General features: G+C 37.1%; 20 protein-coding genes. 16 read left to right on the top strand and 4 right to left on the bottom strand.

All coding sequences use genetic code 11. The features are described 5' to 3' along the window. Window positions 1-1333: 1333 nt before the first annotated feature. Entirely contained in the window at window positions 1334-1864 is a 531-nt protein-coding gene (locus A3GQ_RS0104670; protein ID WP_028776070.1) for a hypothetical protein, read from the top strand. 213 nt (window positions 1865-2077) lie between these two features. Then, window positions 2078-2464 carry a hypothetical protein gene (locus tag A3GQ_RS0104665; RefSeq protein WP_028776069.1) on the top strand — a complete coding sequence of 129 codons (387 nt, stop codon included), beginning with the start codon at window positions 2078-2080 and terminating at the stop codon, window positions 2462-2464. 342 nt (window positions 2465-2806) lie between these two features. On the opposite strand, the gene A3GQ_RS0104660 is transcribed toward A3GQ_RS0104665, so the two are convergent. After that, entirely contained in the window at window positions 2807-3040 is a 234-nt protein-coding gene (locus A3GQ_RS0104660) for a hypothetical protein (RefSeq protein WP_028776068.1), read from the bottom strand. Next, window positions 3037-3675 carry a TetR/AcrR family transcriptional regulator gene (locus A3GQ_RS0104655; protein ID WP_028776067.1) on the bottom strand — a complete coding sequence of 213 codons (639 nt, stop codon included), beginning with the start codon at window positions 3673-3675 and terminating at the stop codon, window positions 3037-3039. Before A3GQ_RS0104655 ends, A3GQ_RS0104660 begins: the two co-directional genes overlap by 4 nt. A 155-nt stretch (window positions 3676-3830) precedes the next feature. Between A3GQ_RS0104655 and A3GQ_RS0104650 the strand changes: the two genes are divergently transcribed. Both A3GQ_RS0104650 and A3GQ_RS27635 read left to right on the top strand, forming a co-directional pair. Then, window positions 3831-4643, top strand: a complete 813-nt coding sequence (locus A3GQ_RS0104650; RefSeq protein ID WP_028776066.1) for an SDR family oxidoreductase — start codon at window positions 3831-3833, stop codon at window positions 4641-4643. Between the two features lie 351 nt (window positions 4644-4994). Next, window positions 4995-5159 (top strand): hypothetical protein, encoded by a 165-nt coding sequence (locus A3GQ_RS27635; protein ID WP_169818244.1) that lies wholly within the window; start codon window positions 4995-4997, stop codon window positions 5157-5159. Window positions 5160-5530: 371 nt separating this feature from the next. Here the strand turns inward: A3GQ_RS27635 and A3GQ_RS0104635 are convergent, their stop codons facing one another. Then, complete coding sequence (locus A3GQ_RS0104635) at window positions 5531-6397, bottom strand: hypothetical protein (protein ID WP_028776064.1); 867 nt, start codon at window positions 6395-6397, stop codon at window positions 5531-5533. A 298-nt stretch (window positions 6398-6695) separates the two neighbouring features. On the opposite strand from A3GQ_RS0104635, the gene A3GQ_RS0104630 reads away from it, so the two are divergent. The 8 genes from A3GQ_RS0104630 to A3GQ_RS0104595 all read left to right on the top strand — a co-directional run bounded on the left by A3GQ_RS0104630 (window position 6696) and on the right by A3GQ_RS0104595 (window position 17113). Further along, complete coding sequence (locus A3GQ_RS0104630; RefSeq protein ID WP_028776063.1) at window positions 6696-6953, top strand: hypothetical protein; 258 nt, start codon at window positions 6696-6698, stop codon at window positions 6951-6953. A 54-nt stretch (window positions 6954-7007) separates the two neighbouring features. Next, complete coding sequence (locus A3GQ_RS25560) at window positions 7008-7589, top strand: hypothetical protein (RefSeq protein WP_051271207.1); 582 nt, start codon at window positions 7008-7010, stop codon at window positions 7587-7589. Between the two features lie 142 nt (window positions 7590-7731). Next, window positions 7732-9111, top strand: a complete 1380-nt coding sequence (locus A3GQ_RS0104620) for a PepSY-associated TM helix domain-containing protein (protein WP_037463982.1) — start codon at window positions 7732-7734, stop codon at window positions 9109-9111. A 652-nt stretch (window positions 9112-9763) separates the two neighbouring features. Continuing rightward, window positions 9764-10282 carry a hypothetical protein gene (locus A3GQ_RS0104615; RefSeq protein WP_156877545.1) on the top strand — a complete coding sequence of 173 codons (519 nt, stop codon included), beginning with the start codon at window positions 9764-9766 and terminating at the stop codon, window positions 10280-10282. A gap of 349 nt (window positions 10283-10631) precedes the next feature. Then, window positions 10632-11387, top strand: coding sequence for a hypothetical protein (locus A3GQ_RS0104610; RefSeq protein ID WP_028776060.1), 756 nt, complete (start codon window positions 10632-10634; stop codon window positions 11385-11387). Window positions 11388-12120: 733 nt separating this feature from the next. Next, the gene (gene ppsA, locus A3GQ_RS0104605; RefSeq protein WP_028776059.1) at window positions 12121-14751 is read left to right on the top strand and encodes a phosphoenolpyruvate synthase; all 2631 of its coding nucleotides are present in this window, start codon (window positions 12121-12123) and stop codon (window positions 14749-14751) included. 319 nt (window positions 14752-15070) lie between these two features. After that, complete coding sequence (locus A3GQ_RS0104600) at window positions 15071-15613, top strand: PH domain-containing protein (protein ID WP_028776058.1); 543 nt, start codon at window positions 15071-15073, stop codon at window positions 15611-15613. A 519-nt stretch (window positions 15614-16132) separates the two neighbouring features. Continuing rightward, entirely contained in the window at window positions 16133-17113 is a 981-nt protein-coding gene (locus tag A3GQ_RS0104595) for a S66 family peptidase (RefSeq protein ID WP_028776057.1), read from the top strand. A 718-nt stretch (window positions 17114-17831) separates the two neighbouring features. Here A3GQ_RS0104595 and A3GQ_RS0104590 read toward each other — a convergent pair. Then, window positions 17832-18554: a MerR family DNA-binding transcriptional regulator gene (locus A3GQ_RS0104590; protein ID WP_028776056.1), complete on the bottom strand. Its 723-nt coding sequence runs from the start codon at window positions 18552-18554 to the stop codon at window positions 17832-17834. A 316-nt stretch (window positions 18555-18870) separates the two neighbouring features. Between A3GQ_RS0104590 and A3GQ_RS0104585 the strand changes: the two genes are divergently transcribed. The 4 genes from A3GQ_RS0104585 to A3GQ_RS0104570 all read left to right on the top strand — a co-directional run bounded on the left by A3GQ_RS0104585 (window position 18871) and on the right by A3GQ_RS0104570 (window position 23669). Continuing rightward, window positions 18871-20124 (top strand): MFS transporter, encoded by a 1254-nt coding sequence (locus A3GQ_RS0104585; protein WP_028776055.1) that lies wholly within the window; start codon window positions 18871-18873, stop codon window positions 20122-20124. Between the two features lie 422 nt (window positions 20125-20546). After that, the gene (locus A3GQ_RS0104580) at window positions 20547-21518 is read left to right on the top strand and encodes a DNA-binding transcriptional repressor DeoR (RefSeq protein WP_028776054.1); all 972 of its coding nucleotides are present in this window, start codon (window positions 20547-20549) and stop codon (window positions 21516-21518) included. Window positions 21519-21716: 198 nt separating this feature from the next. Further along, window positions 21717-22388, top strand: a complete 672-nt coding sequence (gene deoC / locus A3GQ_RS0104575; RefSeq protein WP_028776053.1) for a deoxyribose-phosphate aldolase — start codon at window positions 21717-21719, stop codon at window positions 22386-22388. 99 nt (window positions 22389-22487) lie between these two features. After that, window positions 22488-23669 carry a NupC/NupG family nucleoside CNT transporter gene (locus tag A3GQ_RS0104570; protein WP_028776052.1) on the top strand — a complete coding sequence of 394 codons (1182 nt, stop codon included), beginning with the start codon at window positions 22488-22490 and terminating at the stop codon, window positions 23667-23669. The last annotated feature ends 341 nt before the right edge of the window (window positions 23670-24010 follow it).

Below are 24010 nucleotides of genomic sequence, written 5' to 3'. Positions count from 1 at the left end.
TGATCTCTAAGTGCATAGAGGCCATGTGTTTTTTACTGTTATTCATCTAATTCGAAGAGAGGAAACGATATCATTCCATGATCTTTTTACCCGTTTTATTTTGATAAAATTGGAGTATTGGAGTTTAGGGAGCAAACGAACGAAAACCGGAATAGACCTTACTGGACATGGATTTTAGCCCATACCATACCTCTTATAGGAGGGAATCAAATGGGAGATCCACGCGATTCATAGGAAAATGCCCTTTTTGTATAAGGGCTTTTTCTTTTCTTTCAAGTTTTTATTTGATAATACAGATAAAATCATTTAACCTATAGATACAGTTGAACTCTCTGGAGGAATCATGAATAATGACCCTTATGTGGGGTATGTGTATGTCGCCATTTCTCTCGCATTCTTGGTGTGCTATCTTGCCATCTTCCTCGCGCATGTGTGTAGCGGCATCGAAAAGTTGGTGAAGTATTTTCGTCATCGCCGCTGATCAACAGATCGAGTTCGCCAAGCCGGGTGGTCTTTCCAATCAGGAAGGCCACCCGGCCCCGTTTTTTATCCAACGGTCGGGTAGCAGAGTTGTGATACCACTCTTCCGTCCCCTAAGTACCATACATGTAAGTTTCCCCGCAAAAAATTAGAAATATTAAAAACTACTCAATGGTTCATTTTTATTTTGATAGAATGAACTAGAAGGCAAATGAAAGGAGAATTCCTTTTAGGGGTAAAGGAAACGAGGACTGATTTTGGTATTATTCTCCAAACACCTGAAAACAGTTAATTCATACCAATTGGAATGGATGGTAATTTATACTTTCGCATAATACAGGCTTAGAAGCTCGGATTTCGATAAATATTGCCAAGTAATACAATCCCATCATTATCATTATTTCCATTCGTCTCAGAGGGAAATAGAGGCCTATTTTATTATAAGGAAATGACATAATAATTATAATTTTCATATAAATACACACAATTCAATTGAAAGATGGCCAGAGTTACATCAATCGTAAAATGAAGCTTACCAAGTATTCGGGAGTTGGTGAAGCAGCGGAAGGATCAGGAAAAGAAGATGTAATGAAGAAGATCTTCTGAGCGTTCACAAGGCGGTATCTTTGAACCCGTGTAAAGCACGTGGTAACTTAAGTACCACAGCTCAAATTATTAAATATAAATAATGAGTTCAGAAAAATCATGATGCTACTTTGCGGTCTATGGTAGGAACTCTGTCACTAGGTCAAGTAGAAAAAGAGGAAATATTTTTTTCCTTTTTTCACTTTTTAGCTAACACTTCGTTCTTTATACTAAAAAAACATAAAACAATATTTAAGGAGATTGACAGATGAAGATAAAGTTGATTGGTATGATGTTAGTGATAACGATCATGAGTTTGACAGGATGTACGATAAATATACCAGTAAAAACGAACACCTCAGAAACACAGGATAAAAATAGGAACAATACAGCTCCACAAGAAATTCCGATTGAAAATTCAAACCAGAATTCATCAAATTCGAATCAAGATTCTACACCAACGAACAAACCAGATGAAGAATTGGAACCACATATTAAAGTAGGGGAAGTAGACTCCACTGAGATGGATGCTGCATATGTAACAAGTGCCCAACTTATTGATATTCCCGAATCGATGAAGGTGGATGGAACTTGGAGCTTTCATGTTGATAGTATAAAATCCTCTTCTGTAGATTGCGATCCAGATTTGCATTATTGTGAAGCTTACTTTTCAATTAAAAAATTCAGTGAAGGAAAACCATACACATTGACCGTAGAGTTTGAGGGGCAGATTGACGGAGCCCAAGCATATTTAAAAGAAACAAAATCATTTGTTGCTCCTAAGCCATACAGCGACTAAACAACCATTTTTTCTCTGAAAAAGTGTAAAGGGAGTTCCCTTAAAAGGGAAAGTAATAGGCAGTGAACTTGCTGCAAACAAAAATGATTTTATATAATAAAAAATATTACAAGTTTTGATTTAACATTTTTTCATTTATGAACAAAAGGGATAACAGGGTGCATATTTGTTTCAATCAACACTGCTAATATATTAATAAGGATGAGGTTACACATGATCAAAAAAATCCACTTTATTTTTGTATTTGTTTTGTCTATGGTTGCAGTTTTGAGTTTCCAAGTGAATGAATCGTTCGCAAGCAAATCGGGTTGGGCTGAGTTTAATACCTATTATACTACTGGTAGTTTTTATCTTTCTAAAGGTACCTATACATATAAGGATGTGAGTTATGCTGATAAAGATAAATCTTCATATGATGTTTGCATTTACCAAGGTTCAAATCCAACAAACTGCAAAGCTCATTACACTGGTCGTTCCCAATCATCTCATAGCGTAAAGTATAATATTCCATCTTCGGGAAATTATAAAATAAGTTTTTTTAAAATAACAAGATATGGATATGGATTTATTAAAGTAAAAAATTATCAACTTTCTCGCTGACAATATAGGGATAGTGAGACGGTTTCTGCCTCTAGTCCGTCAGATAAATCACATTTTTTTGGGTAAATTGCATTTTGTCGCACGGTTGTTGGTTTTAGGACTAAACAAATCATTTATGTTTCATTCCATTCGCTACCCGAATCAATAAATGATGTTTCCTATATGGGCTGTTTTGATTGTTAGATTTGCTAATGAGTAAACATAATTGTTCTTATGTTTCTTTGATTTTGTGACAGATCCAACAGGAACCATCTTAATAGAGAAGAACCAGCTAAATATCGAGGCTGGTTCTTTGTTTTACATTAATAGGAAATATTCTTGCGGACTAGAACAGCAACCCTGTCATTGGGCCTTAATAGGGATAAGGAAACCAAAATGACTTTCAATCGCTTGTTCTAACTCGATAATAGTGGATTTTGAGTATCGACGAGTGATGTTAATATCACTATGTTCAGCGAGTTCGGCAACTGTTGCAATGTCTGCCTTATTTATTACTGGCAATAACATGACGGAGATAACGCTACGAATATCTTGCGTTACTGGCTTTATTTTTTCCATTAAAAGATGTTTATTCATGTGATTGTCGATAAGATTTGAACAATCTCCTTTTCAATAACAAAATCATCAACTGTATCGAGGTATTCTGGTTTAAACAGCTGATACTTTTTCATTTGGTAAAAGTCGATAAGTGCTTGTTTTAATGTTAGATCATACTTGATGGAAAACGAAGGTACCATAATACGGCGAAGAACTGCATCGTCTTGAACCATAAACAATGGAGCATTTATCCGGTTAAATATCCCTTTATCCATACCGGCTTCAAAGAAAACCTCTAGGTTTTTGTTGCGATTTTGTTGAGCTAGTAAAAGATTTTCAAACAAATATGGATAGGTTTCTTTGAGGTCGTTTAAAAACAAATCAGATACATAGATAACACATTTTAACGATTGTTCAAAAGTCTTCTGGAAGCGCTCGGTAAATGATACATTTTCATCTTGAACAATGGCATCTGCTTCAGAAAGGTAGTCTATATAATGTGCTACGACCGTATGTAAGATCTCGTCTCTTGTAGAAAAATTCTTATATAGTGTTGCTTTACTAATGTCCATGTACCTTGCGATATCATCTATTTTTAGTTGACTAAACCTGGTTTTTCTTATAATTGGTTTTATCTTTTCGATGTATTTGTCAGCACTTGCTGATTTTTTCATAAAAAGGAGCCTCCTTTCTCTACATTATCATTATATCAAATCAACATACATAATAAACATTTTAAACAAAGTAAACTAAAAACGATAATTTAGTTTACTTTGTTTAAAATGTATTGTATACTTTCTGTGATAAAACCACCAAGGGGGAGAGTAAGATGAAGACGATTTTAATAACAGGAGCTTCTTCGGGTATCGGAAGAGCAGCAGCCAACTATTTTTCGGAGCAAGGATGGAATGTGGTGGCCACCATGCGATCTCCAGAGAAGGAAACAGAATTGGATCGTTTGGATCGTGTCTTAGTGACAAAGCTGGATGTCGAGCAAAAAGAAACGATTCAAGATGCCATCACAAAAGGAATTGAACATTTCGGGAAAATCGACGTTTTGTTAAACAATGCCGGTTATTCTACATTTGGTCCATTTGAAGCTGCTACAGACTTACAGATGAAAAGGCAATTTGATGTAAATGTGTTTGGTGTTTTCCATACCATCCAAGCTATCTTGCCTCACTTCCGAACAAATAAAGAAGCCACGATTATTAACATTTCATCTATTGGCGGAAAAGTCGCCTTTCCATTTTTAACTCTTTATCATGCGAGCAAATGGGCTATTGAAGGGTTTTCGGAATCGCTTTTCTATGAACTTGCCGCTCACAATATCAAAGTGAAAGTTGTGGAACCAGGAAACGTTGCCACGAATTTTACAGGACGTTCCTTGGATGTGTTATCAGACGACTCATTAGAAACCTATAAATCCTATGTCGACACAGTAATGAAAAAGCAATTGGAAAGTTTTCAGACCAATGTCTCCAAACCAGAATTCATAGCTAAGGTGATTTATGAAGCTGCTACAGATCAAACAAACCGTTTTCGATATCTTGCTGGAGGAGATGCAGAGTTTCTGAATAACATGAGAAAAGAATCATCAGATGAGGATTTTATGACGTTTATTACCAATAACTTTCGATAAGACGTAGGTAACCTTAAATACGCTGTGAACTTGTTAGAGCCGTGATCGGAACACAATCACGGCTCTAACTATTGCCAGTAAGGGGAAGAGGGAGCAAAGACCAATTTTGGGGCCATCTCCCCATTTAATGGAAAATGACTGGAGGTCTTTAATGTTATCTCAACAGAAACGAAGCATATTCATTCGCCTTCCCAATAATGAGTGCGGAACGGGAATGCTTTTTTTTGCTTTGTTTGGATCAACCATGTTGTACTTATCTCAGTAATGAAAGCACATATGGATGAATTTTATCAAAAAAGAATCCTCCCTTTTTTCGAGAAGTTAATAGAAGAAGGAAAAAAGGAAGGATCTATGCATCCAGACATTTTGCTGGATTCGATTCTGTTTTATATTCAGATGTTTAAAGAAGCTTTCGCGAAACCAGGATTCTTTGCACAAACCGATCCATCCATGCTTCGGGATTTGGATCACCTGTTGTATTGCGGGATCGTTGGAAAATTGGAAATTGAAAAGTAGTGTGTAATGTTTTGTAACTTCTTCTTTGATTTTTTTCATGATGATTATTAAACCAAATCAGGTGTCTATCTGCCTCTGAAAGAAATAACTCTAAATTTCCGATCTAACATCGAGTATTATAATTCCGAGCGTTATCAATGGACACTAAATAAGATGACCCTTGATCAATGCAGAGTCATCTATAGCTGCTTAGGTTTTTTATTTTTGTCCACTTTTTAGGTCATCGTTCATGTATGGAGATTGATGGTTCTTTTATATATAGGAAATACATTATATGCGGGCCGGACAGTTGCGGTGTTTCTCTGGTTTACGAGAGTTACCACAATGCCCGGGGTTGCCCCCGCTGCCCTTCAGGGCAGCGGGGGCTGAGATCATTTGCCGTGCAGGCGCTCCAGTACTAGTGCCACGACATTGTACAGGTGGTCGTGGTTCATCTTCTTGCCGCGAGGTGACCCCGCGATACCAGCGTGCCCACCGGCCTCCGGTCCCCAGAGAGACTGGACGATCTCGCAGGCAGAGACCTGCTGTCCACCGTCAGCGAAGGACACGATAATGGCGCCGGTGGCGGTGTTCCGCGTTACCACTGCCGGAATGATCTGCTCCAGCCGGGGGCTGTAGTACGCACCGTTGCAGAACGGACCATCGGAAATGAACACCCGCATGGTACCAGCCTCCTCAAGCTCGAGGCATTGCTCGATGGCGGCTTCGTTGGCCTTCCAAGCATCGATGCACGAGAAGATGAACTCCTCGTCGCCGCTCAAAATGCGCTCAAGAGCAGTGATGTGCTTCTCCACCTCAGCAGTGACGTCGGTGACATTATCGATGTTACCAAGAGAGAAGAAGTGCTGGAGGTAGAACCCGTTGTACGCCATCACCAGACGGCGCAACTGCGGATCCACGATTTCGTGCAAGTGGTGGGGACCCTGCTCGTCCAAAAAAGCGATGGCCTTCCAGAACTCGGGGTTCTCCGGCTTGCGTCCCATCAGGGACGCGACTCCTCCGACGGTGTCACCATCGATGTGAGAGATAAGGATGATGTCCTTGTCTCCCAGCACGGGGACGTCGGTACGGGCGGATGGGGGCAGCTGCCCTGCGTACTGTCCGGTGTGGTGAGCGAGGGTCACCTTCGTGCCTTTGATGACCACGGTGCCGTACTCGGCCTCGACAGTGCCGGCGACCTCAGTGGTCGCGGCGAACTGCTTGGCAGCGATGGCGGTGCGAGCGAGAACAACCTTCACGGGAGACTCCTTGATCGAGGTGGCAATTTGCCCATAATTCTATGGTTTCATTATAACAAGTAGATGGAATTTTCACCAATATACGTTTTGTCTTGAAATGAAATAAATTGTGATGGGGTAGTACAGGATAGGTCACAAGACAAGCAGAATTATTTTTCTATAGAATCCAAGCGTTTTCAATGGCTGTGATTTGAAAAATTTTAGTTATAAGGGATATCTCCTACAAAATAACTAATTAGAGCTATTATTAAAAATGAATAAAATATATACAATATTACATGTGGATGGTAGGAGTTTCATGCATACGATTGCTTTGACTCAAAATGACAAACTCATCTGTTTCAGAGAAGATTCCGATGGCCAATTTACTGTTACAGAAAATGGAGTGGAGTGTGTTTATTCGATCGAAAGAATTGCTTTTTTCCTTTTTTGGTTAAGAGCAATTCTCGGGACAGAACAGACCGTAACAACTTCTTGTTTCTGTTGCGGTTTAAATGGACAGTTGATCCGTTATCCATATCAAACAAGGATAACGGATCAATATCATGTTTTCTAACTCATACAAAATGAAGGGGAAGTGCAAATTTATAGGAAAAGGGGAAGTTGCGAATTGTATGTTATTTCTCTTGGATTCCTGACTTTAATTGGATTTACCACTTATGTAATCATTCTCACACATCAACATAAAAAATCTCTAACGCTAATGACAGGTATGATGATTTCGATGGGTATAGCAATGGTATCCAGTTTGTTGCTAGGCACCATTCTTGGTGCACTTATTGGGGAAATGTTTGGAGCAACAGAGATTACTATATTTATTGGTATGTTAGTAGGTTTTTGTACAGGAAAACCAATCCATTTTATTGCTTCTTTAGATGGATTGCTGGCGGGAATCATGGGTGGGATGATGGGTGTAATGCTAGGTGTCATGATTCGAAATGAGTCACCAATTATCACACTTGCTTATCTTATTTTTGTCTTTACCCTAAGTTGTATTCTAATGATTTCGTTGATACGAAAAGAAATTTCAGATTCCTCCAAAGTTCAAGGGAAACTATTCCTTGGTCACCTCTATTATATGTGCCTCTTATTTACTATCCTTTTGGGTTTGACCATTCTTCTTATATTGGCGATATACCTGAATCCTACCTTACCTATCTATAATCCATCAGATCATATGCACATGCACTAAGAGAAAGATTTTCATTCAGGGAATTTTGAGATGTTCATGATTGATTAAGAATATCAAAATAGCTCACTAGGGCCATTTTCATGTTTTTGTTACTTGGTTATATTTATTACTGGAAGAAAAAAAGGAGTGGATAGAAAGAGATATGAATCAAGAAAACCAAGAGAAACAAAATGGAAATCGTTTGTACAATGTAATTTGGCGGTGGCATTTTTATGCAGCATTATTTATCACACCATTACTGATTACCCTTACACTAAGTGGCATTGGATATTTATTTTATACAGATGTAGAAAAGAAAGCTTACCATGACTTATTTTTTGGAAAAAGCGAAATAACAGAACAATTAACGATAGATGAAGGTATTGAAAAGACGGTAGAGCAATACAAAGGATATTCGGTCTCGAAAGTTATTTTATTAGATGATCCGTTTAATACACGCTTAACCATGACAAATGAAAATGGCGACCAAAAATATGTATTCCTGGATGATAGTTATGAAATAGTTGGTAGTCAAAGTGCAAAATATACATTTTCAAATATGATGAGAGAAACACATAGTTCTCTGTTTATTGGTGGAACGATTGTAAATTACTTAGTGGAATTAGCTGCATGCTGGGCAATCTTTATGCTGCTTACTGGTATTTATATGACATTTAAAGGAAAAGCATTAAGAAAGATTCCGAACCCAACGAAGCGGCAAAAAAGTAAAAAATTGCATGCCTTAGCGGGGACTATTATTACCATTCCTATGATAATCGTTATTTTTACCGGATTGCCTTGGTCCGCATTTATGGGCGATTTGATCTATTCAGCAGCTCAAAAGTATTCGTCTATTGGAATCCCAACATTAAAACAACAGCCGCCAACTTCGGATAGGAGTGAAATTCCATGGGCTACTCGTAAAAATGAGGCACCTACTTCCAGCAAATCTCATGCACATCATGGTGATATGTCTCCTAACTCAAGTATGTTAAGTGACAGCAGGATAAATGTGGAACAATTGATCCATAAGGTTGAGCAATCTCGCATTTCGAAACCTTATTCTATTCTTTATCCAGCGACTGAAGATGGCGTTTATACCGTATCGAAGGGTAGTAATACGGGAATCACTGGTTTAGACGTTAGCCCATATGAGGAAATGACGGCCTATTTCGATCAATATAGTGGAAATATGATTTCAAAAGTAAGCTATCAAGATTATGGCATTTTAGCAAAATGGTTTACATGGGGGATACCGTTACATGAAGGTCATTTATTTGGATGGCCGAATAAGCTGATGAACTTATTGGTTTGTCTTGCTTTTCTATTCGTTATTTTCTGGGGAATGAAAACATGGTTATCTCGAAAAAAAGAGGGGAAATTTTCGGCACCACCAAAAACATCAAGTAAACTTTCGATTGGATTTATTATCTTTATGGTTGTTTTAGGGGTAGCTATGCCATTATTCGGACTCTCACTAATCGCAGTAATCATTATGGAAGGGATTATTTCTCTCATCAAAAAGGTGAAAAATGGATCATAGTATCGAAAGTACTTCTTTTTCAATTGGACTGATCCAAATGGAACACTGTAATAATAGCAATAGAAAGTAAATCATCTAAAATGCATATGAACGCATGGGAATTAAGGGCATATGAGAAAAGGACTTCTGCCTACTATAACAGAAGTCCTTTTTTGTTAGCATTTCTTGCTTAATTTTAATGATCGTATATAAGGTCTATTCGTAACTTCATCTATCTCAATTTTTGCTTCTGCATAAAGTGAAAGTAACAAAGAATAGCCCTTTTGGGTCAAAATACGAATTGTCAGAAATTTAATTAGTTGTTGTTCTTTCTTTCATAGAAAGTGAGTGTAAAGCTCTGATTGGTAACACACTTATGTGAAAAAGGGTAAAACGGAAAGAGGCAAGAGGATTGGCAATCCCCTAATCTATTCGAATAAATGAACCGAATGAAATATGGATTCAACCAGAAGAACATAAGTAATATAAAAACGTCGTTTCTTCACGAGAGCCAAAGATAAGTTTAGCCGTTTTTATAGATTATACTTCTACTTTACAACCAATTTCACTAATGGAGTGATATTTAGTTGTTGTTTGTTTTTTTAATATATTTTCGAAAAGCATTAATCTATATTAAAATAGCAGTAATGACGACTATCGGCGGTCGTTCAAAATGAGAAGGAAACGTGACGCGATGAATCTTCAATCTATTCGCGAGGGCATCTATTTTGGTGCAGTGATGAGTGGAGACGAGCTGATTTCCATCAGTCTTGTTTCTCCGGAGGAGGAGTATTATGTTTTCTCCTCTGAGTTCAACCAAGAGTATTTGCCACATGTTCTTCTCAACCTGGAGGCGAATCTCCCAACGAAAAACGGGTCACTAGACTGTGCTCACCCCAATGTAAAGTCACGGCTCGACATCATGATGGAGATGGAACTGTTTATCCAACGGAACAAGGATCGTACGCTGTGGGGTTATAACTTGGCGTATGACCAAGTCCGTTTGGACAAACCAGTCTCGAACCTTCTCTTCGACAATGATCCTCATGATCTCAGCACGTTGGAATTGCTTCTAGGAAACCCCGAGTTTCCGAAGAAGCCGGACATTTACAGTGCTATTAAAAAAGCACGATTCCGACGTTCTCTAGGATTGTGGCTGGCTGATCGGATGGAAGAGACAGTGCAGCGATAGTCGTCACCGGATGGTGTGGACGGGTTACCCGACCGCGCTTTCCGGAGGCAAAAATAAGGGAAATTAACATAGAGAGAAAAGCTACTGATTATTTCTTCTGATTGGTAGCTTTTTTGTGGAAATGATATATGTTTCGTATCAAGTGTACAGATATGTGGTGGGGATTGTCCATGGGTAGAAAGTGGATTTGGTAAATCTTTGGTCAAGGGAAACTTTTTATGATATGGAAAGGAGATTGTCCGATTTCATTGATGATTTTGAGTAGCTTCCCAATGAAAAAATGGTGATTTACAATATCTCCTTATTCTAAAAAATTACAACATGAAACACAAAGCATGGGGGATTTTAAATGAATCGAAAGAAATGGTTTGTGAACGGTTTATTGGTGGTTATGTTTTTACTTGTAGCTTGCTCACAGAATGAATGGAGAAAGCCTGTGAATCTAAAGGAGTTTGAACAAACTGCAAAAAAGGAGTTAGAGGAACAATATAAGGAATCATTTGTTATAAAACCAGCCAAAAAGAAATGTATTGCTCTAACGAAGCAGGAAGAGAAAGATTGTAATAGAGAACTTTTTACCGCAGAAGCTTCACCTCAGTCCAATCCCGAAATTGTGTTTACTGTTAACTATCATCGCAGTTATGGGGGATCGTATTATAATGATTATTTGGAGCAATATATGACCTACGACCTCCAGCGACTTGTGCAATCACGTTTGAAGATCAAAAATATGATAATGCAAGTGAACGTATCGTATCATAGTACCAATAATAATCTTGTGAGTTATACAGGATCAGTAAAAGATTATCCAAATAAACTAAAGAAGATTCCCTCCCATACATCCTTCTATGTACATTTATTGGACGGGAATCAGAGCATAGAGCAGAAGGCGGAACAAATCTATCAGTTCTCCCAAATTTCGAAACTCCAGACAATGGAAACCAACATTACTGTTAACTATTATGCAACATTTCCACAAAATCATGAGAATCCATATAATCAAAATCCGTTAAGTTCGTTTTCATTTACAATGAATGATCTGAATTCAGTGCAATCCATTAAAGAAAAACTACAACAGCATCAATCGATGAATACTGAGAAGTAATGAATGGAGTAGGCTCCGAAATGAGCAAAGGAATAGATGGACTGATCAGTGAGATTTAATTATTACAAAAACACATCATATTGAATCGTATTGAACTTTCATACACCCATACTCGAGGGAATAACTGCAATCCATTACTCTAATATCCTAATCAAACAAAATCCAAAGTTACTTTAAGGCATACATCCTTATAAACGTTTCACACCAAAAGTGAAGTCAAGTACTAGACAAATCTGTGGAGAAATACATTATGTGTTTACTTTCCCTTTATTCAATAAAAACAGAACAACAACTTTCACCACGAAGGAATTTCATTTATACCTACAACAATATGTAAGGAGAAAGAAATATACTTAAACACTTTAGTAAAACAGATTGAATCTCTGGTTATAGAGGCACAATCTGTTTTATCACTATCTATTGTTATTTTTTTAAAATATGAAAATGAAATCTTTCCATAACCCTTCTATTGTTCATTTTAAAAAATATACTCTCTCTACTGTACGTGTTATGCATGTTTAGGTGAATATTCAGACTGTTCACCACCATATGTTAATATTATGATAAGGAGTATAATTCTAACTATTCATTTAACAAGAAAGATGTCGATAGTCACTGAAAGCAAATGAAATAGGAAGAAGAAAAAGAGGATGCCATCATTCTAGAATCAAAACAAAGCACTTAAATATATCAAAGAAACCAAAAGAAAAGTACTGGTTAGGAGAGATATATAATGAGTTCTTTGGTTCTCGGTTTTCAGGAAATGGAAAAAAAACAGCTTTTGCTCGTTGGCGGAAAAGGGTTAAATTTAGGGGAATTATCGAAGGTTCAAGGAATACTAGTGCCAGAAGGATTTTGTGTTACCACACTGGGATATCAAAAAGCCCTCGAACAAAACGAAACGTTTCAAGCATTGTTGGATAAATTAGCACTGCTAAAAGTAGAAGATCGTGATCAAATTGGCGAAATCAGCAGGAAGTTTCGGCAAATCATCGAGCAAATTGATATTCCCTCCGATGTTGTGAAAGCTGTTGCTCACTATCTTTCTCAGTTTGGCGACGAGCATGCTTATGCGGTGCGTTCCAGTGCAACTGCCGAAGATTTACCACATGCTTCTTTCGCAGGACAACAGGACACCTATTTAAATATTATCGGGAAAGATGAAATATTGCGACACATAAGCAAATGTTGGGCTTCCCTATTTACGGATCGGGCCGTAATTTACCGAATCCAAAACGGGTTTGATCACAGCCAAGTTTATCTATCTGTTATCGTCCAAAAGATGGTTTTCCCACAGGCTTCAGGAATATTATTTACTGCTGATCCGATTACTTCCAATCGAAAGCTGCTATCAATCGATGCTAGTTTTGGACTAGGAGAGGCTCTTGTCTCCGGCTTGGTATCTGCCGATTGCTATAAGGTCAAAGAAGATAAAATCGTTGATAAGATGATCGCAACCAAAAAACTGGCTATCTATGGACGGAAAGAAGGAGGTACAGAAACGCAGGAGATTGATCCTGATCTGCAAAAGACGCAAACACTTACCGAACGACAAATTTTACAGCTTGCACACATAGGCAGACAGATCGAAGCTTATTTTGGTTGCCCACAAGATATCGAATGGTGTCTGGTTGATGATACGTTTTATATTGTACAAAGTAGACCCATCACTACTTTATATCCCATTCCAGAAGCAAAAGATAAAGAGAACCATGTCTATGTTTCGATTGGTCATCAGCAGATGATGACAGAACCGATCAAACCATTAGGAATATCTCTCTTTCATTTTTTAACACCTGATCAACCACAAAACATAGCAGGAGGAAGAATGTTTATCGATTATACACATGATCTGGCTTCACCTATTAGCAGAAAAATTTTATTACATGCAATGGGACAATCCGATCCGCTCATAAAAGACGCACTTACGACCATCGTGAAGCGAAAAAAATTTATAAAGCCATTACCTAATGGTAAAAAGGTTCTGAGTCTTCGAAAAAACAATGCAGGTATGTCTTGGGGGTTTCTAGTACAAATCGCGAAGATCTACATCCAAAACGATCCAACAATCATTCCTGATTTGATAAAGAGTAGTGAAACATCGATAGAAGAGTTAAAACAAAACATTCAAATGAAATCAGGATTGGATTTATTTGATTATATTCTAGAAGATTACCAGCAATTGAGGAAGATTTTATTCAACCCACAAAGTTTGGGTGCGATTATGGTTGCTGTATATGCTTCATCATGGATCAATAAAAAAATGAAGAAGTGGTTAGATGAGAAAAATGTAGCAGACACGTTTTCTCTATCTGTACCAAACAATATTACTTCGGAAATGGGTTTGGCGCTATTGGATGTTGCCGATGTGATTCGTCCTTATCCAGAAGTAATTGATTATTTACAACATGTAAAAGAGGATAACTTTTTGGATGAACTGGTTAAGTTTGATGGCGGACAGGAAACCCAAGACGCCATCCATACTTATCTCAACAAATACGGAATGCGATGTACCGGAGAAATCGATATTACCAATACTCGTTGGAGTGAAAGACCAACTACACTCATCCCCATGATCCTCAGTAACATCAAAAATTTTGGACCGAATGCTAGCAAGCGGAAATTCGAGCAAGGACAACAAGAAGCCATGAAAAAAGAACGAGAACTATTAGATCGATTAAAGCAGTTACCGGATGGTAAACGAAAAGCCAAAAAGACAAAGCGAATGATCAGCCTAATCCGGAATTTCATTGGTTATCGAGAGTATCCAAAATACAGCATGATTAATCGCTATTTCGTTTATAAACAGGCTTTACTGAAAGAAGCTGAACAGCTTGTAGATACCAAAGTTATTCATGAAAAAGAAGATATATACTATCTCACTTTTGAAGAACTTCGCGAAGTCGTACGCACAAATAAACTGGATTACCAGATCATCGACAAACGAAAAGACGAGTACAAACGATATGAGAAGCTAACTCCTCCACGTGTTATCACGTCTGATGGTGAAATCATTGTAGGTGAATACAAACGAGAAAATCTCCCCGCTGAAGCTATTGTCGGTCTGCCGGTTTCTTCCGGAGTTATAGAAGGCAGAGCACGTGTCATCTTAAAGATGGAAGATGCAAATTTAGAAGAAGGAGATATACTGGTTACAACTTTTACCGACCCTAGCTGGACACCATTGTTTGTATCGATTAAAGGTCTCGTCACCGAAGTTGGCGGACTGATGACACATGGAGCTGTTATTGCACGTGAATATGGCTTGCCAGCAGTTGTCGGAGTAGAAAATGCCACCACGTTGATAAAAGATGGGCAACGTATTCGAGTAAATGGAACAAATGGTTATATCGAAATATTGTGATTGCTTCCGGATTTCATTAGTAGCACCGCTCCAGTGGTTTCCAGAGCGGTGTCTCACCATCTCTTGTCTAATGCAATCTTCTCCTTTCGATGGGTCCACTTCCAGTTGGTCAAGAGGAGAAATTCTCAGCTTCACCAAAACCTTCAATTAAACTTTCGATTGGATTTATAATCTTTATGGTTGTTTTAGGATTAGCTATGCCCCTCGTCGGATGTTATATTGGAATAATACCATTCAAAGTAGGTTGTTTTTTTGTATTGAGAATCAGCTGTATATGATATATTGAGAGCATTCCTAAATATTTTTAAGGGTGGAGCTCATGTTGACATACGAAGAGATCAAAAGACTTATGAGAAGGAGCATTGGTAGCAAGTTTCTTGGAAGAAAAGAAGCAAAAGAGCTACCAAATATCTTATGGGAAGGCGAAATTCCAAAAAATTTGATCGGCGGGAAAGGGATATTAGTGGCAACAGATAGGCGTTTGATTTTTATCAAAAAGGGAATTTTCTCACTCGAGGTTAAATATGTTCTATATGATGAAATATCTTATATGCAAGAAATTCCAGGGATAATGACGGGGGATATTGTTGTTTACTTCGGTGAGAAAAAGATTAAAATCACAAATGTAGAATTAGACATTCTTCCTATCTTTCTTGATCGGGTATCAGATTACATCAATGAGAATAATAAACTAAAATCTACAAAAGATCAGATAGCGTCACAAGACCAATCAGTAATAGACGAGAACAGAACAGAGACAGTTATACAACAATTAAAAGAGCTTGGAGAGTTGAAGAATCAAGGGATTTTAACGGAAGAAGAATTCCAATCAGAGAAAGCAAAAATATTAAATACAAAGTAATCGCCACTCATGCGGGTGGTATTTTTTGATTGTTCATATACAACATCACTTGTCCTAATTCATTATTCGTTTAGATCGATATTATGTCTAAATAAAGGCAGCCACATTGGTCACGCAAGATGACTCCCGCCAGTGTCACTATTGCCGGAAGGACTTCCAGACGATCGAAAAGCTGCTGGCCGGGTAGACTCCGTTTTGACGAGAAGGACTCTGAACATACTTCGAGGAGTGATGTTCAAAGTCCCCACTACAAATAAAATCCTATATAGTTGAAAATAACCCACATCAATATAATCAAAAAAGCAGGCTTATTTTAATGAAAGGACAGGTGAAACAATGATTGTAAAAGAAATTATCTGGGATCGTAGTTTGATAGATACATTTTAATTGAACATGTTCCATTACCTAGTTCTTTGGTAATGGAGAGGAAGAGGCAGCTATTATCATTGCACAAGCATAAACATAGATAGACTTAAAATTACATTGCTTACAATAAAAAAGGGGAAGGGTTGCTGGATCATGTTAATCTCTAAAAAAATTCAAGTAGGAAATCATATCCGAGTTGTTTCTCCATCCAAAAGCTTTTCTATTTTATCAAAAGAAACGATAGAAATCGCTATGCAAAGATTAAGAAATCTAGGATTTACTGTCTCAATTTCACAACATGCATCTGTAATGGATGCTTTTGGTTCCTCTTCTATAGAGGAGAAGATCAAGGATCTTCATGATGCTTTTGCTGATGAGACTGTGGATGGAATTATCACGACGATTGGAGGATATAACTGTAATCAATTATTAACATATTTGGATTATCAACTGATTAAGCAAAATCCAAAGGTACTTGTGGGGTACTCGGATATTACTGCTCTCGCAAATGCTATTTATGCCAAAACAGGCCTTGTTACGTATTCTGGCCCGCATTTTTCTACGTTTGGAATGAAAAAAGGAATGGAATATACCATTGATTATTTTCAAAAGTGTCTTATGAGGGGAGATTCATTTACTGTGAACTCTTCAACCGATTGGAGTGACGATGCATGGTATTTGGATCAAGAAAATAGAACTTTTCATGCGAATAGTGGTTGGAATGTTATTCAAGAAGGAGAAGCAGAGGGAGTGAGCATAGGAGGGAATCTATGCACATTAAACCTACTTCAAGGAACGAAATACATGCCATCTCTGGAAGATAGCATTCTGTTCTTAGAAGACGACTACCTTACCTTTCCAGATATTTTTGATCGAGATTTGCAATCTCTTATCCATCAACCAGATTTCGAAGGTGTTAAAGGCATTCTTATTGGGAGATTTCAACGTAAAAGTGTTGTAACAAACGAGCTCTTACAAAAGATAATAACTTCTAAGAAAGAGCTAAGTGGTTTACCCATACTAGCAAATGTAGACTTTGGTCATACCAGCCCCATGTTTACCTTTCCGATTGGTGGGAGGGTGAAAATGAAAGCGTGGAAGGAAGGGTCTAGCTTAGTTATTCAGCAGCACTAAGGTTAACGGTAGGTGTGTAAGAAAAGAGAAAATAAAGCATCAAAATGTAACTTATAGATGGAGGAGACAATGGTGATAGATAGTCTCTATTTGTACTATAGAAGATTTTCCTGAGTTTATTTATTTACATGGTTGTTCTTATACCATCTCTAGTTTCCCGCACGATTTATCGTGTGGTTACAAAAGTTATTCAAGCTATTATAGTAATAATGTCTAATGAAAATCCTATATAGATTATAGTAAAATAGAGTTGTCACAGTAAGGGTCAAACCATGTAGTAAGTTACACTGGCAGAGTAAAGGTTAGTCATTAATTGGTAACATCCTTTGTAACACAATGATATAAAAAAGAATAAAAAAAATATTAGAGGATTAGCAGTCCCCTAATCTATGCGGATAAATGAACCAGATGACATTAGGATAAACCAAAAAAATCATATCGACATTCACTAAACAAGAGCCAATTTTTCTTGATAAGATTTACACGTTCTTAAATTGAAATCCTGTCCTGACTGGAAGCAAAAATGACTTGCTGAATTAAATTTGCAAATCCATGATTTTAAGGAGATCGTCGAATTATCGATCTGGAGTAGGACAAGCACTTGCTCTATTCGTCAAGTTAGTTAACGAATGACTAAAGTTGGACAATTATGGAACTTAATAAAGGTGCTTCTCTTGATTTTAGAAAATCCATAACATGAAACTCAAAAAAGCATCCATCATTGATTATGAATGCTTTTTTGATGTTTCATTTGTATGTATTTCATCATGGTAGCAATTGCTTCATATTGTTTGGTTAATTGATCATTCAGTTTTTTTAAAGCACGCTGAAAGGATATTTTGACGCTTTCTAAGTTTCTTGTGTCGAGATCATCAAGTAGCTGCTTCATGTTTTCTATGAAGTAAACTGTTTTTCTCAAACTGCTGATCACGATGATTTTTCTTAATTCATGAGATGTAAATATTCGATATCCATTTTGGATATTTCTTTCTGATCGGATTAGTCCTTCTTTTTCCCAATGCCGAATGGCGGAAGAATTGACACCGCATATTTTTGCTACTTCCCCGATAGTCATCGCATCTGTTATCTTATTGTTTTTGTATTTAGAGAAATCGGTTTGTTGGATCATGCCCAAGATGGATTCCACTCTCTGTTTTTCCATGTGAATATCGTGTAACTGTTGATTGATTAGCCAAATTGCCTCTACTATATCCCCATGTTTTATTTTTTTCATTACTTCATAGGCAACAGGAATATCATATCCCTTTATCAGTGCACGAATGGTGGCAAAGGCTTGGACATGAGTAGGTGTATAGTATCTACGGTTGCTGATTGTTCTAGGAACATCAGGTATCAAGTCTAGCTCTTCATACCTGCGTAAGGTTGTTGTGCTGATATTTAGTTGTTCGGCAATCTGTTTTGGTGTAAAGATGCTATTCATCAGATTCTCCATTCTTTGAAGTATAAGCTTAAAGTACAGCAACAATATTAGATGAAAAAAATGCATGAAAATCAAGTGTTTTTGCTGATAAACCGAAAGATTGCGTAAATGTTGTACGATTATGATAGTAACATTTGAGGAGTGGATAGATAAAGTAAAATGGTGAAGCTGATGATGGGTAAGTGTTTGGGTTTAAGACATGTATGAAACTAGTGAAAGAGATTGATAAAGCTTTTACCAATTGGGAAAATCAGGTTTCAGAGAAAGGCGAACAGGATTAGGTGAAAGGATTATCTAAAAAGGAGTGTGAATAAAAATGAATTCAAAACAAGAAGCTGTAAAGACACCCGGTTTGATCGGCAATCGATTTATACAAACCATATTATTATCAAACATACTTTTGCAGATAGGGATATGGGTGAGGAACTTCGCTATATTGCTGTATGTTGCGGATAAAACAAACAACGATCCCTATGCAATATCGTTAATTAGCATAGCTGAATTTGCCCCAATTTTTGTATTTTCCTTTATTGGTGGAACATTTGCAGATCGTTGGATGCCAAGAAAGACAATGATTTGGTGTGATTTGCTTTCCTCCGTTTCTGTATTTCTGGTTTTGTTTGCGATACATTTTGGTACATGGGAGTCGGTATACTTTGTTACGTTTATCTCGGCTATTTTGTCTCAGTTCTCGCAACCGTCAGGAATGCGACTAATTAAAGAGCATGTTTCCGAAGATCAAGTACAGCAGATGATGGCGTTATATCAGTCGGTAATGGCTACTTTTTCGATTCTTGGTCCAATGTTGGGAACGTTTTTTTACAGCAATTTCGGACTGGAAATATCCATTACAGTAATGGGATTTGTATTTTTGTTTTCGGCTCTTGTACTTATACGATTACCAAAAGATAAGCTTAAACCTGCTTCGAAAATGGGAAAGAACCAATTTCGAAGCGAATTTGTGGAAGGTTTTCGTTATGTATGGAAGAGTCCCATGCTCAGAATGCTTGGAGTTTCATTCGCTTTGGCGGGTTTGGCTGTTGGCGTTATTCAAACGCTCAACTTGTTCATTGTTACAGAGAGATTAGGAAAACCGGAAGAATTTTTACAGTATATGTTGATGGTAAGCGGTGGAGCGATGCTGATAGGAGGCGGGGTTATTGCTGTTATCGCAAAACGCATCCAACCACAATATTTGTTAGCATTTGGAATGGTGACTTGTGCGCTTTGTACAATTATCATTGGATATTCAACTAGTGTTTCGATAACGCTGATCACACAATTTATAAATGGTCTCGTATTACCATGTATTCATATTGGGATTAGTACCATGATCTTAAAATGGTCGCATGCCTCCATTGTTGGTCGAGTGAATGGATTGCTTAATCCGATGTTCGTGGGCATGATGGTGTTATCGATGTCATGTGCTGGCGTTTTGAAAAGCACCTATTCGCTCGTATCTATCTATTCAGCTGCAAGTATACTTTTTTTACTTGGTGGGTTGGTTATGATTCCTATTATGAAAAATAAATCTTCTGATTCGTTAGAAAATAATTTAGACAGAGTCTAAACATCAACGAAGATTAGCATTCTATCTTGATTTTCCTTATAAAGCGGTGTGTTTCAGCAATAAAATAGAAAAGAAATTATCTAATTATATTTCTGCTGAAAACTTGCGGGAATTTATTTGACAAGAAAACGAAGTCTTAAAAACCTTCGTTTTCGTTGTATTATTAGCCTGTTAAGGGAAGAAAAGGAGGTTGCTAGAATATATTTAGCGGAATTTTGCGCATATGTTACGAATCTAGCATCCAAGTACATGTTTTATTTGTATGATAAGCAGGTGAATATCTTTTAAAACTAATAATAGAAGATGGATAATCTTAAAATGTCGGCTATTAATTCGCTAATCGAACTTTTGGGTTATAATGCGTAGGAGTATAATGGCATGTAAGGAGATAAAAATGCAGAAAGGATTTCTAAATGGTTACTATGGACAAAGAGAAACAGCAATTAAGTGTGGAAGTTGCAAGATTATACTACCAATCCGATTACAGCCAACAAGAAATTGCTAATAAATTGAATATCTCCAGACCAACGATCTCTAGATTGTTAAAATATGCGAAAGAAAAAGGGTTCGTTCAAATTAACATAGCGGATCCATTTGCAGATTTAGATAATATAGGAAATCTACTTCGTGAAAAATATCATTTAATAGAAGCACATGTTGTATTTTCACCAACACCAGAGTATACAGCCATTACAGAATACATTAGTAAGTATGCTGCTGAATATTTGGCGAAGTCTGTTACCAATGGTGATATCGTTGGTGTGAGCTGGGGGACAACGATGTATGAAATCGCCAGAAAAATGGTGCCTCAGACTGTAAAAGGCGTAGAGGTTGTTCAATTGAAAGGAGGTATTAGTCATTCCAGTGTGAATACATATGCAAATGAAACAATTACTTTGTTTTCGGATGCCTTTCAATCAACACCACGAAACTTACCGCTTCCAGTTATATTTGACAACGCTGTTACAAAAGAATTAGTAGAACAGGATCGACATATTCGCCATATTATTGAAATGGGAAAACAAGCGAATATTGCAATTTTTACGGTCGGAACAGTTCAAGACGAAACTTTATTATTTCGATTAGGTTATTTTGATAAACAAGAAATGAGTTTATTGAAAGAGCAAGCTGTTGGTGATATTTGTTCACGCTTCTTTGATGGTGACGGTAATATTTGCAGCGAGGAAATTAATCAGCGCACCATTGGTATTGATTTAGCAGAGTTACGCTTAAAAAAAAGTTCCATTCTTGTTGCTGGGGGCTCTAAAAAAGTACAAGCGATTGATGGTGCGTTAAGCGGAGGGTACGCGAATGTGTTGATTATAGATCAGCATACCGCAAAAGAGTTACTAAATTATAAAAACGTGAAAGATAGCAGGTTCTCTCAAAAGTAATGAAATAGAGAGGCCTTTTTTTATTGGAAGAGTAGATAATCTGATAAAAATAATAACGAAAGATAAAAATGGTAACAAGATAGTTAGTAGATAATATATTTTTCATAAAAAACCATGAACAAAATTTCAAACGAGTGTTTACATTTGTTCAATGCGAAGTTAGAATGAAGTTGGTATAAGAGATGAGGAGTAAAGAAAATGAACATTGCAAAGTTAATTGATCATACAGCTTTGAAACCGGATACTACAAAAAATGATGTCTTAAAACTTTTAGAGGAAGCGAAGAAATATAATTTTGCTTCTGTTTGTGTGAATCCTATCTGGGTAAAATTAGCTGCTGAAAAATTAGCAGGACATGATGTAGATGTTTGCACAGTTATTGGATTTCCTTTAGGTGCAAATACTACAGAGACAAAAGTATTTGAAACCAAAGATGTAATTGCAAAAGGTGCTACGGAAGTAGATATGGTAATCAATGTCGGAGCATTAAAAGATGGAGATTATGAACTTGTTGAAAAGGATATTGACGAAGTGGTACAAGCTGCAAAAGGAAAGGCACTTGTAAAAGTTATTATGGAAACTTGTTTGTTAACAGAGGAAGAAAAAGTTCGTGCTTGCCAAGTAGCTGTAAAAGCTGGTGCTGATTTTGTCAAAACTTCAACTGGATTTTCCACAGGTGGAGCAACTGCGGAAGATATTGCATTGATGCGCCGAACGGTCGGAGAAAACGTTGGGGTAAAAGCATCTGGTGGCATTCGCACGCGAGAAGATGCAGTGAAAATGGTGGAAGCTGGAGCTTCGAGAATCGGTGCAAGTGCAAGTGTTGCGATTGTCTTAAATGGAAAAGAAAGTGCTACAGATAATTACTAATTCATCAAAATCATGGGCAGAAATAGATTCATAAATGGTTGACGAATATAATTTTTTTAAAAAAATATGTAAGCGGATACAAAAAGGGGAGTAAATTTTATGAAGTATGTAATAGGTATTATCGGACTCATAATTATTTTAGGTATCACATGGCTTGCTAGTAATAATAGAAAAAAAGTCAAATATCGTCCGATTATCACCATGGTGATAGTGCAGTTTATTTTAGGTTTTGTTCTATTGAATACGAGTGTGGGAAATGTACTTATCACTGGAGTCGCAGATGGTTTTGGGCTATTGTTAAAATATGCTGGTGAAGGAATTAATTTTGTATTTGGCGGTTTGGCAAATCAAAAAGAATTTTCCTTCTTTTTAAGTGTATTAATGCCAATTGTGTTTATTTCGGCTTTAATTGGTATTTTACAGCACATAAAAGTGTTGCCGTTTATTGTGAAATATATTGGTTTAGCTTTAAGTAAAGTAAATGGCATGGGGAAACTGGAATCATTCAATGCTGTGGCTTCCGCAATTTTAGGACAATCGGAAGTGTTTATTTCCGTTAAGAAACAGTTAGGTTTACTTTCGGAAAGAAGATTATATACATTATGTGCGTCTGCGATGTCGACAGTTTCGATGTCTATCGTTGGATCCTATATGGTTTTATTAAAACCGCACTATGTTGTAACCGCTTTAGTGCTTAATTTGTTTGGTGGATTTATTATCGCTTCGATTATCAATCCATATGAAGTTACAGAAGAAGAAGATATGTTAGAGGTACAAGAGGAAAAGAAAAAGAGCTTTTTTGAAGTATTAGGAGAGTATATAATAGATGGCTTTAAAGTAGCTATTACGGTAGCAGCTATGCTGATTGGATTCATTGCTTTAATTGCTTTCATCAATGCTGTGTTTAAAGGAATAATTGGTATTTCATTCCAAGAACTCCTTGGTTATATCTTTGCACCATTTGCTTTTATTATCGGAGTTCCTTGGCATGAAGCAGTGAACGCTGGTAATATAATGGCGACGAAACTTGTATCCAATGAATTTGTAGCTATGACAAATTTAACTCAAGGAAACTTTAACTTCACAGAAAGAACCACTGCTATTATATCCGTGTTCCTTGTTTCATTCGCAAACTTCTCTTCCATTGGAATTATTGCTGGTGCGGTTAAAAGCTTACATGAAAAACAAGGAAATGTGGTAGCAAAGTTTGGATTGAAGTTACTTTTCGGAGCGACGTTAGTGAGCTTTTTATCCGCAACAATTGTTGGTTTAATCATTTGACACTCCACATGGCTGAAGCCATGGGATTCTTGGGACGGTAGCCTTCTGACTACTTCATTTACCAAGCTAACTCCGTGAGCCCCACGGTTGAAAAGAGTTTTTGTTGCTTTTGTCATAGAATAGACTTATTGCTTGGTTTTCGCTTTTCAGTCTAGCCATTTTTCGGTACGCATAGCATTTTACGTGCAAAACGCTTGGTTCGCACAACCTAATATACTATCCACTTTTCAAAGAGCAACTGTTGGTAGTTTAACAACAGAATATATGTTTGTAAAGTGTTTTTGGAAAATTTTTCAGACTTGTGAGAGATAGAAACCTCCATCGTCTGAGCTTGCTATTAT

Source organism: Shimazuella kribbensis DSM 45090, assembly GCF_000428065.1.
Lineage (GTDB): Bacteria > Bacillota > Bacilli > Thermoactinomycetales > Thermoactinomycetaceae > Shimazuella > Shimazuella kribbensis.
This window is presented reverse-complemented; position numbering and strand designations above follow the sequence as displayed.